Origin of the sequence: Alteromonas sp. KUL17 (genome assembly GCF_006538305.1) — a bacterium.
GTDB classification, from domain to species: domain Bacteria; phylum Pseudomonadota; class Gammaproteobacteria; order Enterobacterales; family Alteromonadaceae; genus Alteromonas; species Alteromonas macleodii.
Genome location: NZ_BJKJ01000020.1, coordinates 71,953 through 86,980 on the forward strand (window position 1 = coordinate 71,953; position 15,028 = coordinate 86,980).

Annotated in this window: 14 protein-coding genes and 1 pseudogene; 8 read left to right on the forward strand and 7 right to left on the reverse strand. The window is 44.6% G+C overall.

Going from position 1 to position 15,028, the window contains the following annotated elements; translation table 11 throughout:
- Positions 1–313: 313 nt before the first annotated feature.
- Positions 314–1,549: a malic enzyme-like NAD(P)-binding protein gene (locus KUL49_RS15905; protein ID WP_014950978.1), complete on the forward strand. Its 1,236-nt coding sequence runs from the start codon at positions 314–316 to the stop codon at positions 1,547–1,549.
- Between the two features lie 163 nt (positions 1,550–1,712).
- Here KUL49_RS15905 and metJ read toward each other — a convergent pair whose 3' ends face one another.
- Positions 1,713–2,045: a met regulon transcriptional regulator MetJ gene (metJ, locus tag KUL49_RS15910; RefSeq protein WP_014950979.1), complete on the reverse strand. Its 333-nt coding sequence runs from the start codon at positions 2,043–2,045 to the stop codon at positions 1,713–1,715.
- A 161-nt stretch (positions 2,046–2,206) separates the two neighbouring features.
- On the opposite strand from metJ, the gene metF reads away from it, so the two are divergent.
- Positions 2,207–3,094 (forward strand): methylenetetrahydrofolate reductase, encoded by an 888-nt coding sequence (gene metF / locus KUL49_RS15915; RefSeq protein ID WP_014950980.1) that lies wholly within the window; start codon positions 2,207–2,209, stop codon positions 3,092–3,094.
- Positions 3,095–3,319: 225 nt separating this feature from the next.
- Complete coding sequence (locus KUL49_RS15920) at positions 3,320–4,204, forward strand: virulence factor BrkB family protein (protein ID WP_014950981.1); 885 nt, start codon at positions 3,320–3,322, stop codon at positions 4,202–4,204.
- 68 nt (positions 4,205–4,272) lie between these two features.
- Here the strand turns inward: KUL49_RS15920 and KUL49_RS15925 are convergent, their stop codons facing one another.
- Together KUL49_RS15925 and KUL49_RS15930 are read right to left on the reverse strand one after the other, a co-directional pair.
- Positions 4,273–4,911: a DUF2959 domain-containing protein gene (locus KUL49_RS15925; RefSeq protein ID WP_014950982.1), complete on the reverse strand. Its 639-nt coding sequence runs from the start codon at positions 4,909–4,911 to the stop codon at positions 4,273–4,275.
- Positions 4,908–5,150, reverse strand: coding sequence for a hypothetical protein (locus KUL49_RS15930; RefSeq protein ID WP_014950983.1), 243 nt, complete (start codon positions 5,148–5,150; stop codon positions 4,908–4,910). Before KUL49_RS15930 ends, KUL49_RS15925 begins: the two co-directional genes overlap by 4 nt.
- A gap of 188 nt (positions 5,151–5,338) precedes the next feature.
- Between KUL49_RS15930 and pip the strand changes: the two genes are divergently transcribed.
- From pip to KUL49_RS15945, 3 genes are all read left to right on the forward strand, one after another.
- Positions 5,339–6,316, forward strand: coding sequence for a prolyl aminopeptidase (gene pip / locus KUL49_RS15935; RefSeq protein ID WP_039226790.1), 978 nt, complete (start codon positions 5,339–5,341; stop codon positions 6,314–6,316).
- A complete protein-coding gene (dtd, locus tag KUL49_RS15940; RefSeq protein WP_039226792.1) occupies positions 6,313–6,750 on the forward strand; it encodes a D-aminoacyl-tRNA deacylase in 438 nt (145 codons plus the stop codon). Before pip ends, dtd begins: the two co-directional genes overlap by 4 nt.
- A gap of 115 nt (positions 6,751–6,865) precedes the next feature.
- On the forward strand, positions 6,866–7,780 hold the full coding sequence (locus KUL49_RS15945; protein WP_014950986.1) for a bifunctional GNAT family N-acetyltransferase/hotdog fold thioesterase: 915 nt from the start codon (positions 6,866–6,868) through the stop codon (positions 7,778–7,780).
- Between the two features lie 129 nt (positions 7,781–7,909).
- Here the strand turns inward: KUL49_RS15945 and rpoH are convergent, their stop codons facing one another.
- On the reverse strand, positions 7,910–8,764 hold the full coding sequence (gene rpoH / locus KUL49_RS15950; protein ID WP_014950987.1) for an RNA polymerase sigma factor RpoH: 855 nt from the start codon (positions 8,762–8,764) through the stop codon (positions 7,910–7,912).
- 604 nt (positions 8,765–9,368) lie between these two features.
- On the opposite strand from rpoH, the gene KUL49_RS15955 reads away from it, so the two are divergent.
- Positions 9,369–10,595, forward strand: a complete 1,227-nt coding sequence (locus KUL49_RS15955) for an EAL and HDOD domain-containing protein (RefSeq protein ID WP_014950988.1) — start codon at positions 9,369–9,371, stop codon at positions 10,593–10,595.
- A 196-nt stretch (positions 10,596–10,791) separates the two neighbouring features.
- On the forward strand, positions 10,792–12,027 hold the full coding sequence (locus tag KUL49_RS15960; protein WP_039226795.1) for an EAL and HDOD domain-containing protein: 1,236 nt from the start codon (positions 10,792–10,794) through the stop codon (positions 12,025–12,027).
- A gap of 98 nt (positions 12,028–12,125) precedes the next feature.
- Here the strand turns inward: KUL49_RS15960 and ftsX are convergent, their stop codons facing one another.
- The 3 genes and pseudogenes from ftsX to ftsY all read right to left on the reverse strand — a co-directional run.
- Positions 12,126–13,106, reverse strand: a complete 981-nt coding sequence (gene ftsX, locus KUL49_RS15965; protein ID WP_061096014.1) for a permease-like cell division protein FtsX — start codon at positions 13,104–13,106, stop codon at positions 12,126–12,128.
- Positions 13,103–13,816 (reverse strand): cell division ATP-binding protein FtsE, encoded by a 714-nt coding sequence (ftsE, locus tag KUL49_RS15970; protein WP_131137920.1) that lies wholly within the window; start codon positions 13,814–13,816, stop codon positions 13,103–13,105. Before ftsE ends, ftsX begins: the two co-directional genes overlap by 4 nt.
- A 26-nt stretch (positions 13,817–13,842) precedes the next feature.
- Positions 13,843–15,028: pseudogene (ftsY, locus tag KUL49_RS15975) on the reverse strand (signal recognition particle-docking protein FtsY); the annotation flags it as partial.

The window sequence follows — 15,028 nt, forward strand, 5'->3', positions numbered from 1 at the left end:
TGCATTGCTTTCAAGACTTATGGCGCTTTTGGGTACATAAACCAGAGGCTTGTATCCATTAAGGTATGTGAACAAAATCAGTAAAGGTTAACGCCTAGTCTGCTTTTCCACATGCCACCTTGGGGCCTATTGATGATTGCTGTAAAACAAAGATCAACAAGCCCTAGTGCTAACAACTATTTATAATCACTTTTGTCATTACTTGGTTGTAACGCGCTTACGTTTATCTACCTATAACTATAACGACAATAAAATAGCTACAGAGCGTGAACGAAAACACCGATGAACCCTACATCTAAGGATACCTTTTTACATGTCAGATTTTAGACAACGCGCACTCGACTATCACGCCAAACCCACACCTGGAAAAATCCGCGTAGAGTTATCTAAGCCAGCAGACAGCGTCGATGACCTTGCTCTTGCCTACAGCCCAGGCGTTGCCGAGCCGGTCAGAGAAATTGCTGAAGATGCAGATAACGCCTATAAGTACACGGGTAAAGGAAACCTGGTTGCCGTTATCAGTAACGGAACCGCAATTTTAGGGTTGGGTAACCTAGGCCCACTGGCATCGAAACCTGTTATGGAAGGTAAAGCCCTTCTGTTTAAACGCTTTGCTGGCCTGGATGCCATTGACATTGAAGTGAAGCATCGTACAACCGAAGAGTTCATTAATACAGTAGCGAATATCGCTGACACATTTGGCGGCATTAACTTAGAAGACATTAAAGCGCCTGAATGCTTTGAGATTGAACAAGAGCTAATTAAGCGCTGTAAGATTCCGGTATTTCATGATGATCAGCACGGTACCGCTATTGTAACTGCAGCGGGCATGCTTAATGCTCTGGAAATTCAGGGTAAAAGCATAGAGAGCGCTAAAATTGTGTGTATGGGTGCCGGTGCAGCAGCGGTCGCTTGTATGGAACTGCTTATTAAGTGTGGTGCCCAGCGTGAGCGTATTTATATGCTAGACAGAAAAGGCGTTATCCATACTCGTCGCGAAGACTTAACTGAGCACAAAAAGCTATTTGCTAACAATACTGACAAGCGTACGCTTGAAGACGTAATGGAAGGTGCGGATATTTTTGTTGGTGTGTCTGGACCGGATGTTTTACCACCAGAAACACTGGCCTTGATGGCTGAAAACCCAATTGTATTTGCATGTTCTAACCCAGACCCTGAGATAAAGCCTGAACTTGCTCACGAAGTACGTAAAGATCTTATTATGGCTACCGGACGCTCGGACTACCCTAACCAGGTTAACAACGTACTGTGTTTCCCGTTTATTTTCCGTGGCGCACTAGATGTTCGTGCAACGGCCATTAACGATGAAATGAAAGTAGCGGCAGTAGAAGCCCTTCGTGCTATCACGAAGGAGCCTGTACCAGAAGAAGTACTAGCTGCCAGTAAGAGTACTAGTCTGACATTTGGTAAGGAGTACATTATTCCTAAACCTATGGACCCGCGTTTATGCGAGCGTATTGCTACCGCCGTATCTAAGGCTGCGATTGAATCTGGTGTTGCACGCGTGCCTGAAAGCCCAGAAGAATAAAATTCTGGCGCATTAGGCAAAAAAATGGAGGGGCTAGTGCTCAACCTTTATTTGCTAAAAAGTGCGCTTAGAGAATACAAGTACATAAAAAACGGCGCCGTGTTGTAGGTTATCAACTAGCAATAACTTACAACAAAGCGCCGTTTCTCTTTAATACCAAATATCAGTCGTCTTCCGACACATCGTTTTCGAAGCTTGGATCAATGCCCATTTCTTCCATAATGCGTCTTGCTTCAGCCGGTACGCGATTAGGATTGTCTTTGCGCAGGTCATCATCGTTAGGCAATGGTTGACCGGTAAACGCATGCAAAAATGCTTCGCACAACAATTCTGAATTAGTGGCGTGACGCAGATTATTGATTTGGCGGCGAGTACGCTCATCAGTAAGCGCCTTAAGCACATTAATAGGTATAGAGACAGTGACTTTCTTTACCTGTTCGCTCTTCTTGCCATGCTCTGCGTAGGGGTGAATATATTTACCGTTCCATTCTGCCATTGTACTAACTCGGTCTACTCTTTTTTATGTTATGAAGAGAAATTCTAAACAAGTTCACGAAAAGGTCAATTGAGCAGTGTAAACCTCTTGACGTCTAGACATATATTCTTTAATTTAGACGTCTAAACGTCTATAAGAATACATTTTTGAGAGAAAAAGCCATGGTTTCTTACGCACAAGGTATCGATGCATTAAACCAGTCCCTGTCGGAACTGCGTGATATTGATGTATCTTTTGAATTCTTTCCGCCTAAAACGGAAGCCATGGAACAGACCCTGTGGAAGTCAGTTGAACGTCTAGCGCCACTAAAGCCAAGCTACATGTCGGTAACCTACGGCGCGAATAGCGGTGAGCGTGACAGAACCCACGACGTAGTAAAACGCATTCAGCAGCAAACCGGTGTCGCGGCGGTTCCTCACTTGACCTGTGTTGATGCTAGCCGTGATGAGCTTAAGCAAATTGCAAAAGACTACTGGGACTCAGGTATTCGCCGTATTGTTGCGCTTCGTGGCGATTTACCGCCAGGAGTAGAAAAGACAGAGATGTATGCCTCTGATCTTGTTGCCTTGCTAAAAGACGTTGCCGATTTTGATATTTCTGTTGCTGCCTATCCAGAGAAGCACCCTGAAGCACCAAATGCGCAGTTTGATTTACTAAACCTTAAGCGCAAAGCAGAAGCAGGTGCCACAGAAGCGATAACCCAGTTCTTTTTCGATACGAGTGTGTACCTTCGATTTAGAGACCGTGCAGCCGCAGCGGGTGTCGACTTAGATATCGTTCCGGGTATTTTGCCGGTAACCAACTACCAAACACTGGTGAAATTTGCGGGGTTCACAAATGTTCATGTGCCGGGATGGTTACACAAAATGTTCGACGGCCTTGATGCCGACGACCAAGCTACCCGTAATCTTATAGGCGCTAACATTGCTATGGACCAAGTTAAAGTACTCGCTAAAGAAGGGGTAAAACACTTCCATTTCTATACGTTGAACCGTAGTGAATTAAGCTACGCCATCTGCCACATGCTCGGCGTGCGTTCAGGCGCTTAATACATACGACAATCAGGACCGTGCTTACGTTTTTTAACGAAGTACTCCACAAAAGGCGCAGTCAATGCGCCTTTATTGTATAAAGCCTGCATTAAACTTTGCCACCAAGGCCGCCCGCAGTTACCATCTGATATAACATGTAATGAACTATCGATGCTTTATAACAGTCCGCATAGATAAGACCGCGCTGTTTACCATTTACACGGTATCGTCAGGAGAAATTGAGTGGATTTAGACAAGGTTAAAGCCTTATATGACAATGTTACTCCTCAGGTTAGAGATCTCTTTAGCATCTTCATAAAGCGCTGTAGAGAAGACAATATTACTATCTCTGCTGGGCACTTAGCTTATGTAACGTTGTTATCTTTAGTACCATTTATCATGGTGACCTTTACCATTATGTCGGCTTTTCCTGCCTTTGCATCTGTGAGAAGCAAGCTCGAACATTTTGTTTTTAGCAACTTTGTTCCTACCGCCAGTGATGTGGTGCATAAATACATGACCGATTTCGTAGGCAATGCCTCACAAATGAGTGCTATTGGTATTTTGTCTCTGCTGGTCGTTGCGTTAATGCTTATATCAAACGTAGATAAAACCCTGAATAGAATTTGGCGTACGCAAAGTGACAGACCGATTGTGTATACCTTTGCTATTTACTGGATGGTGATCACTCTTGGTCCTATGTTAATCGGCTCCAGTGTGGTGGTCAGTTCTTATTTGACTGGATTAGCGGCATTCACCGAAGAATACACACCAGGTCTTGGTACTTTCTTACTCAGCCTTGTACCAAGCGGCGCAGCCATGCTTGCTTTCACCATTTTATACATGGTGGTTCCTAATAGAAGGGTCTTTGCTCGTCACGCACTGGTGGGCGCTATCGTGGCTACTATCGCTTTTGAAATTACCAAGTCAGGCTTTGCGCTATATGTTACGAACTTTCCTTCGTACGAACTTATTTACGGCGCGCTTGCAGTGGTACCTATTCTGTTTTTATGGGTATATTTGTCGTGGATAATTGTGCTGTTTGGTGCTGAATTTACCTGCAGCCTGGGTGAAGCGTTTGAAAACCGAAAAGCAGAAAACGAACCCCGCAAGGTACCTCAAGAATAACCAGCCCTTCAGGTTTAAAATAAAAAAGGGAGCTTCTCGCTCCCTCTCTATATATTACTGCTTAAAAGCTAGTTTTTCATTGAAGAAATAAACGCATCAGACTCTGCAATAGCAGAATTCATTTGTCTGATAAGCTGAGCGACGTTGTTCTCGATAGTAGAGAGCTCGCCCTGCAGCGCGCCTATCGCGCTGGCATTTAAATTGTGCTTCAAGTACAGCACATTATCTTGAAGCGCGCTTAATACCGGCGGCATTTTACTTTCCGCTTTGCGCATAGCCGTCATTAGTGAAGCGTAACGACGTTTAGTTTCGCGAAGCTTCGCCGCACTATCTCGCTTCAGCGATGCGTTCTCATACTTCTCTAGCTCTTCAGACCATTCATCGAATAAAGCCTCAGCTACACTTTCCACCTTGTCTATACGTGAACTCACTTCTTCCGAGGCGGCAACACTATCTTCGTACTGACCGTTTAATCGATTGTAAACATCTTCAAGCTCACCGCCATCAAATGCAACGGCCGCGCTGAATGCCTCCAGCGCCGAATTAAACTGCTCTTGAGCGTCTTCTTGTGATTCTTTCGCGTTTTCAACGCGGTCTACTAAGATATCACGCTTTTCAACGCCCACCTTTTCCCATGCTGCGTAATATGCAGACTGACACCCACTAAGGGCAAGCATAGCAACAAATGCTGATGCAAGTAGCTTCATGCGGTTACTCCACCTCTAAAGCGCGCTGCGCTTATAATACTGATTAGATGCAAAATGGCACCTAATGGCCAGAATACGATAGCAAGAACGACGGTCGCAGCCAGGGCATAGCACACGCCTACGGTAATGAAATAGAACAGCGCGCCCAGTATTCTGCCTTGAACCAAATGACCTAAACCAGGAATAAAGAAGTTACAAATTGCGGCGATTACATTACCGCCCGATCCTTGACCTGCCATATAAACATCCTCGCATTTATGACTATAATATGATTAGCTAGCACGTAATGACACTTGTTCTATAGTATACACTTAAGATTTATCGCTTATTTTACAAGCATAAACAGCGTTGAAGCAGTCAGCACGCAACCGTTTGTATAACAATAAACTAAACTAAAACAGGCACTCACACAACGCGCAGAAACAAAATGAAACGACTTTACCCCGATGTTACCTACTATGAAAATGGATTTATCGAAGTGGGAAGTGGGCATTCGCTTTACTTCGAGCAAAGTGGTAATCCAAACGGCATCCCCGTACTCTTTATTCACGGAGGTCCAGGTGCAGGCTTACCCCCTAATTACAAATGCTTTTTTGACAGCAATAAGTATCGCATTATCGGCTATGAGCAACGTGGTTGCGGCCGCTCTACGCCTATAGCTGACACGCTAAATAACGACACGTGGTCGAATGTTGAAGATATCGAAGCATTGCGTACACACCTTTCAATTCCAAAATTTCTCTTGTTTGGCGGTTCGTGGGGTTCGACACTCGCCCTGCTCTACGCGTTAAAGTACACGCCGCGAGTGACAGGACTCATTCTACGTGGCGTATTTTTAGCTCGACAGGAAGACAGGGATTGGTTTTTATCGCCAAATGGCTGTGCAGCTCAGTTATTTCCCGAGTATTACCGGAAATTTACAAAAGATGTGCCTAAGCCTGTGACCTCTAATTCAGTCTGTGATTTCTATAGCGCAATGGTGCGTTCTAGCAATGATGTACTAAGACATTCAGCGCTTAAAAGATGGTACCAATGGGAAGAGAGACTTTCCCGTATAACGCTACCACCTGGTGTGGGTGACTCGACAACTAATTACCCTATGCAGCTGGTCACCTGTTTAGCCACATTGGAATGCCATTTCCTATCTAATCAATGTTTTCTAGATGAAAACTATATTCTTGAAAACATTAGCAAAATAAGTCATATTCCTGGAACAATTGTACATGGTCGTTACGACATGATCTGCAAAACAGAAGCGGCGGAGGCACTTCACAAAGCGTGGCCTCAAAGTCAGCTACAAATTATCCCCGACGCGGGGCACAGTACTTCCGAGCCTAGTATAGGTTACGCGCTCTGCCGTGCTACCCGCGACATGTCTCGCTTTATTCAGGAGTCGTCGAAGTGATAGGACTAATTCAACGCGTATCGGAAGCCAATGTCACCGTTGCCGGTAATGTTATCGGCGAAATTGGTAAAGGCATGTTGGTGCTCTTGGGTGTTGAGAAAGAAGACGGTGACGCGGAAATAGAGAAACTAGCAAATAAGCTCTGTCGATATCGCATGTTCAGTGACGAAGACGGAAAAATGAATCTAAATGTTGAGCAAGTGGGAGGCGAAATACTGGTGGTCTCTCAGTTCACACTCGTAGCCGATACGCAGAAAGGTAATCGTCCTGGTTTTTCACGCGGTGCATCGCCAGAACACGGCCAAGCCATTTATGAAAAGTTCGTTCAGTCTCTAAAAAATAAAGGTATGGTGGTGGCCACCGGCGAGTTCGGCGCTGATATGCAAGTAGGCCTAATTAATGACGGCCCCGTCACCTTTCAATTTAGCGTTTAGCGGGTAAAATCGTACGCTTCGTCAGCATCCCAAACTTGCTTACATAATTAAGCTTGTACCGCATGTATTCTTACGTTTAAATACTCGTTCATTCATTTAAGAAGGCCGGTTTATTGTGTACAAGGTAGTCACACCAAAAAGCGATGCCGAGTTTGAAGCCTATTTTCATTTTCGGTGGGAACACTTACGCCAGCCATGGAATTTCCCTCCAGGCTCTGAAAAAGACGAATATGAACAAGTCGCAGAGCACCGTATTATTACTAACCGAAATGGCGAAATTGTAGCTTGCGGCCGTGTGCATTTGAACACAGCCGAAGAGGCACAAATTCGTCATATTGCGGTTCACCCAGGCCATCAACGCAAGGGCTTAGGCCAAATGATCATGGCCGCACTCGAAAACGTTGCGAAAGACTTGGGCGCCGAGCGCGCTGTAACGAACAGCCGCGAAATATCTATCGACTTTTTTAGCGCATGTGGCTTTGAAGTTGAGCGTGAAGCGCCTAACGAGCTAGGCATGCTTAAACGTCAACAAATGGTCAAGAAGTTCACTGAAAACAACACATTGGTACTTCACCCTAAGTGGTGTAAATCGCTGCAAGAGACATGGTCTGAGACCATTCCCATTACCGAGCACATGGGAATTAAGCTTTACCAGTACACAGGCCGCACGCTTGAAACCCGTGCATCATTAAACAAAAACATCAATATTCACGGCACTATGTTTGCTGGCAGTATTTTTTCTTTAGCTACACTAACTGGCTGGGGCATGATTTACCTGCAGCTTAAAGAGCGTGGATTAGACGGTGACATTGTATTGGGCGATGGTGATATTCATTACCACAAACCCATCACGATGAAACCAAGGGCAATCTGTAATATTGAAACCTTGTCTGGAAAATTCAAGCCGCTAGAGAACGACAACAAGGCAAGGTTTGAGCTGAGTGTGGCAATTTTAGATGGCGACACCCCTGTGGCGGAATTTGAAGGGGTATTCTACGTACTTCCTCCCTCTAAAAATGAAGAAGAGTAGCGTTACGGATTAGCGATCATCACTAATTCGTACGAGCCGTCACTAAGAACAAAAATCCACTCATAAAAAAAGCGCCGTTAAGGCGCTTTTTTCGTCGTTAAGCTATTTGTAAGCTATGCACTGCGTGTACTACGCGACCATAGCTGCTTGAAGCTTTTTCATCGCGTTCTTTTCAATTTGACGAACACGCTCTGCAGAAACCTGATATTTATCAGCTAAGTCTTGCAGAGTAATCTTGTTGTCTGCTAACCAACGAGTTTCGATGATATCTTGGCTACGCTCGTCTAGCGTTTTAATCGCTGAGTACAAGCGCTTGCTCGCCGCTGTATCCCAGTCGTTGTTAATTACGTCAGTTTCAACATCTGAAGATTTGTCTTCTAAATACTGAACTGGCGCAAAGTTACCTGTTTCATCTTCGTCCGCAGTTAAATCGAACGCTTGGTCTTGAGAGCTCATACGCGCTTCCATTTGAAGCACTTCTTTTGTACTCACACCCAATTCGTTCGCTACTGTTTGCACTTCGTCATGAGTAAACCAACCAAGACGCTTCTTCGCCTTACGAAGGTTAAAGAACAGTTTGCGCTGCGCTTTGGTTGTCGCAACTTTCACTATTCGCCAGTTTTTAAGTACAAACTCATGAATTTCTGCTTTGATCCAATGTACCGCGAAAGAAACCAAACGTACGCCCACTGTTGGGTCGAAACGCTTAACGGCTTTCATCAGACCGATATTACCTTCTTGAATTAAGTCGGCTTGTGGTAAGCCATAACCTGAGTAAGATTTTGCAATGTGCACTACAAAACGAAGATGTGACATTACTAGCTTACGAGCGGCTTGTAAGTCTTCGTCTTCGCGAAGGCGCACTGCCAACTCGCGCTCTTCCTCAGCGCTAAGCATATCAATGCTGCTTACAGCTTGGATGTAGCCTTCAATGCTACCGCTGTGTGGCACTGACAGGGCCATAGATTGCAAATTGTTGCTCATTGTTCACCTCATTTATTGCCGCTTCATATTAGCAAAGTAACCGAAGCTGCGCGAGACCTAATTAAGATATGAAGTCTAACCGATATGTAGGTATAGTGACTATTTCTACAATATCAAGACCTAAATTAAGAAAAAAAGTTCAACTTTAAAGCTTGCGGTCCATTTACGAATGCATTCACCGCAAACACTAAGCCTAGACTATCGACTTCACATCGAATGACACGCTGCACTTTCTGGCGTCGTGCCTTTGGGTCGGTCATTTAACCACTACATCATTATACTTTAATTACACATACCAAAGTGAAGGCTAATCTCACTGGTATGAAATCCAACGCTTATTTATTACACGCTAGTTACCCGAAACATAAGATTTCCACTATCTCTAAGATAAGGCAGCAAGGTGCCTACGCGTCAATACAGTATATAAACCTTGTATATGTCATCTTATACCTTGCTTTTCTGGCTGGAAACTGAAAATAATAGATTGAATTAATCGATTTTGCACTACAACCGCTGTACAGCATTTTCCAGACAACAATTATAAAAGACTGGAAGGGAAATACTTAAGGAAAGGAGTAAGGCAAGTGAAGCAAAGAGGATCTTGATGTTTGCTTACGTCGCTAGACAGCCCATATTTAATGTAAACAGAGAAGTTTACGCCTACGAACTACTTTTTCGTGTTGGAGAAGATAACTGCTTTCCCGATATACCTCCTGACGAGGCTACCTCGAAAATTCTTACCTCTACCCATTTAAGCTTAGGTATTGAGGAGATAACCGGAGATAAGAAAGCCTTCATCAACTTTCACCGCGACACACTTATGTTTCGTTTTCCGACCTCTCTGGATGCAAGCAAAGTGGTCATTGAGATTGTAGAAACCGTTGACGTTGATGATGCGCTGGTAGCCGCTTGCAAACATATTCGAGGTCTTGGCTATCCTATTGCTCTTGACGACTATGACATGAAAGGGAAGTGGGAAGCATTCATTCCATTTACCAGCATAGTCAAAATTGACATTACAGAGATCCCCCACGAAAAAATTCCCGCCCTTGTCGAACGCTTCAAGTCGAACAAAATACAGTTGGTTGCAGAAAAAATTGAGACCTATGAAGAATTCAATAAATTCAAAGATATGGGTTTCGACTATTTCCAAGGATACTTTCTAGCTAAACCCGAAATCGTAAGGCACAGAAAGTTAGGGCCCAGCAGCCTAACTATGATGGAGTTACTTACGCTAAGTAGCCAGGCAAAGCTTAATTTCGATGAAGTAAACAAAATCATTGAACGAGATCCCTCGCTTACCTACTTGCTGCTGCGGTTTATCAACAATCCTCTGGTCAACAAGCGACATAAAATAACGTCACTTAAACACGCGTTAACCTTTATGGGCGAAGTAGAAGTGAAGAAGTTCATATCACTGCTGGCTCTTGCAAACCTAAGCGATGGTCAGCCTACTGAGCTAATGCAAATGGCGCTTGTTCGCGCAAAGTTCTGTGAACTGGTCTACACCCAGCTTAAAGGTGCCGATGACCCGTTAAAAGGTTTTCTTACTGGCCTGCTTTCTTTGCTTGATGCCATGATGGAACAGCGAATTGACGATTTGGTCAGCAAGGTTCCAATTAGTGACGACGTTAAAGATGCCCTGTGCGGAAGCCCTGGTGTGCTTCGCAACTGCCTGACGCTGTCACAATTCTTTGAAAGAGCTAAATGGACGGGCATTCAGCAATTCGCAACAAAGTATGGTGTTAAACAGAGTCTTCTGCATAGTTATTACAACGAAGCGATAAAGTGGGCTAAACACATTCATAAGGCCGCTTTGAACGACAACTAAGCCTACGATTACGCCAGTTGATGTGAAATTAATCGTTGAATAGTTGTTAGATTGCGCTTACATATCATAGACTAGGGTCAGTTCTTTTGGATTACACATTAAAGAACACCTAACCTTAGCGTGTGACGTAGCGCTAGCTAAGCCTCTAAATATAACAATAAAAATAACCTTAACCGTGTTGTATCAGGAATAGATTATGTTCGCGTTTATAGCTCGCCAGCCTATTTTAGATAAAAGCAAAAGTGTTTTCGCCTATGAGCTTCTGTTCAGAGATGGCAAGTCTGGTGCTTATCCGGAACATAACGAAGAGAAAGCTAAGTATATTTCTGAGCACTTCCATCCACTTGGGCTTGATGATATCAGCGGCGAAAAAACGTCTTTTATCACGTTCTCGTCAGATACAATTATTTCGCGCTTTCCTACATCGCTTAACCCTGAGTCGGTAGTGGTTGAACTGGCTGATCCATCCGACAACACCAGCGGACTATTCGAAGCATGCCAGCACATAAAGCAACTTGGCTTTAAGCTAGCTATCGATGACCCTATGATGGTGGGTTCAAAACACGACATATTTCCTCTTATCGATATTGTGAAAGTCGATGTGACAAAAACCCGCTTTGAAACCATTGAAAAGCACATTCCGCGCTATCACGATGCGAACGTGCAATTAGTGGCGGAACAGGTTGATACGCAAGATAATTTTTCAACGTGCGTAGATTTGGGTTTCGACTTCTTCCAGGGTTATTTTTTCTCGCAACCGGAAGCACGTATTCTACGACAGCTTCCTGCGTCTAAAATGAACATTGTTGATTTGATGGGCGAAAGCTCTAGCAGCGACTTTGACATAGACCGTATCAGCCAAATTATAGAGCGAGACGCCACCTTAAGCTTCTTATTGCTGAAGTTTATCAATAACCCCACTATTAATAAGCGTTACAAAATTACATCGCTAAAGCACGCGCTTAATTACATGGGTGAAGTAGAGATTAAGAAATTCATCGCTTTATTAAGTTTAACGAACTTAGGCGATGAAAAGCCCCTTGAAATCATTCATATGTCTTTAGTTCGCGCTAAGTTTTTCGACTTACTTGCTGAGCGTAGAGGTCTTAGAAATAATCCGCCCATCTCCTTTTTGGTTGGTTTATTTTCGCTTCTTGAAGGGTTACTTGATCAGTCTATGACAGACATTGTAAAGCAGCTGCCGCTTTCCGATGAGGTTAACGATGCACTACTTGGCAAGAACTTAGAAATGAACAGCTATATGACTTTGGTTCGCGCCTTTGAAAGCGCCCTTTGGATGAATGTCATAAAACAAGCTAAAGTGCTTAATATTGACCAGAAGCAGCTGCATATGCTGTATAACCAAGCCATCATTTGGGGCAATGGAGTGCGCAGCGCTATCTCCTCACACTATCCCCGTGCGATAGCTTAAGTACAAAACTAAGAACACGCCTACTTACCGCCAATAACGTCATACAGTGCACCTATATATTTCGCACTGTAGGCGTGTGAATATACTCACGTCTACGACTACTTGGGCTCTATTTCCCTTACATGACGCTGCACAGAGATAAGTGAGCCCAGTAAACCAAGCAGCACCGATAGTCCCAGCATAGTCAGCAATGCCGAACCGGTTAATCCGGTAATGTTGAAATCCTTCTGATACATAGCGGCAAACGTAGTGATGCTGCTATCCATCCACCATAGTATGATAATAACGGCAAACCACGCCATTAGTCCGCCCAATAGGCCATACCAGAAGCCTGTATATAAAAACGGGCGATGGATAAACGCATCGGTTGCGCCAACCAGCTTCATCACTACGATTTCGTCATACTTGTTCAAAATATTCAGACGAATGGTGTTACCAATAATTAGTACAACGGCGATGAAAAGTAGTAATCCTATTAGCGTAACCAAGTCTCTGGCAATATCGATAACGGCATATAAACGCTCTAACCATTCGATATCCAGTTTACCTATATCAACTTCACGCTGCTGTCGCAGTTTATCTAGTAGTGCTTTCGCTGCCGTCGGCGACGCGTGTTTTTCGTTTGGCGTTACTAGCACTACATCAGGCAGTGGGTTTTTCTCTAGATAGGCGATGGCATCGCCCAACCCTGACAAGTGCTGAAATTCTTTAAGCGCATCATCCGCTGGAATATAAACAACGCTGTCTATTTCAGACCAGCTGTTTAATCGTGCCACCAGCTGTTGCGAACTTGCCGCGTTGATATCTGGCTTTAAAAACAGAGATATTTCTGACGCCTGATCCCAGCCTGCTGTAATTTTCTCAGTATTTTTCACCATGATATAAAGCGTACTAGGTAGCGTAATACTCAGGCCTAGTACCCCAATAGTCATTAAAGATGCCAGCGGCTGACGCCACAGCTCTCCAAGACTCGCCAGCGCTTGGCGTACATGGCTGACAAAGAACATCACAATAGATTGGACAAAGCCTACTTTGGCAGAAGACGCCCCTTTTGCACGTCCTTTAAACAAAATGCTCATGACCAGTCTCCTTCACTGCTGGCTGAACTTGTGCCATCAAGGTCGTCAGTAAGGCCATCGGTGATCATTTGACCATTTTTGAGGGTCAACGTGCGATAACGCATGCGAGCAATCAGCCCTAAATCATGGGTTGCAATAAGTACTGACACGCCCGCTTGATTGAAGTCTTCAAAAAGGCGAATGATTTCCATGGAAAGCTTGGGGTCGAGGTTACCGGTCGGTTCGTCTGCCAGCAATAACGGCGGCTTGTTTACGACAGCTCGAGCAATATTTACTCGCTGCTGCTCCCCCCCTGATAACGTAATGGGAAGGCAACGCGCTTTGTCTCTTAAGCCTACCATTTCAAGTGCAGCTTCTACGCGCTTGCGAATTTCTTTGTGGGTGTAACCCTCAATGACTAGCGGTAACGCCACGTTGTCAAAAACCGACTTGTCCATCAGCAGCTGGTGACTTTGGAAGATCATGCCGATATCGCGGCGTATATAGGCAATATCTCGACGGGTAATAGCGTTAAGGTCGTGGCCATTAATAAGAACGCGCCCTACTGTTGGGCGCTCCATTAGGCTGATAAGTTTAAGTAGCGTGCTTTTTCCTGCGCCAGAATGCCCTGTTAAAAAGGCCATTTCACCCGGCGCAATATGAAAATTCACCTTGCTTAGCGCACGTTGTCCGCCCGGATAGGTTTTGCTTACCTGCTCAAACTTTATCATTATCTTTCCCTACCGCTTTGCTGGTTTTAGCTTTCAGGTGTGTCCATTTCGCTAAACAACGCATCAATAAATTCTTGTCCGTCAAACTGGCGTAAATCATCGATACTTTCGCCAACACCTATATACCTTATAGGAATTTTAAACTTATCGGCAATAGAGAATATAACGCCGCCTTTCGCTGTACCGTCTAACTTGGTTAGTGTGATGCCTGTTAAGCCCACGGCTTCGTTAAACAACTTGGCTTGGCTAATAGCGTTTTGCCCAGTACCTGCATCCAATGTAAGCATAACTTCGTGAGGCGCATTCGGATTGATTTTCTTCATTACGCGAACCACTTTCTTAAGCTCTTCCATCAAGTTGTTCTTATTTTGCAAACGCCCTGCCGTGTCGGCAATAAGGATATCTGTGCCGCGCGATTTTGCTGCTTCTAGTGCATCGTAAAGTACCGATGCACTGTCAGCGCCAGTGTGCTGTGCGATAACCGGAATATCGTTGCGCTCGCCCCATACTTGAAGCTGTTCAACCGCCGCCGCTCTAAAGGTATCACCCGCAGCAAGCATCACTTTCTTACCTTCTTGCTGGAACTGCTTAGCCAGCTTACCAATAGTCGTGGTTTTACCTACGCCATTTACGCCAACCATTAAGATAACGAACGGACCTTCACTGGAATCATGGGCCTGCATCACTTCTGACAGAGGCTGATTCACTTGAGACAACATGCCCGACATTTGCTGCTTCATGATCTCCAGCAAGGCTTCGGCATCTTTTAAATCTTTTCGAGAAGCACTATCGGTTAGGTGATCGATGATTTTTTGCGTAGTATCCATGCCCACGTCAGCAACTAACAGTTGTGTTTCAAGATCTTCGTACAGCTCGTCATCGATGGTTTTGCCTTTAAACAGGCTAACAATACCACTGCCTAGGTTTTCTTTTGTACGAGATAGGCTTTCTTTTAAACGTGCAAATAACGACTTTTTCTCTTTAGGCTTTTCTTCGGCTTTGGCTTTAGCCTGTGCTTCTGCTTTAGCGCGAGCCTCTTCTTCCGCTTTAGCCTTCGCCTGCGCTTCAGCTTCTGCCTTAGCGCGAGCCTCTTCTTCCGCTTTAGCCTTCGCCTGTGCTTCAGCTTCTGCCTTTGCGCGAGCCTCTTCTTCCGCTTGCGCCTTTCGCCTGTGCTTCAGCCTTTGCCTTTGCACGCGCTTCTTCTTCCGCTTG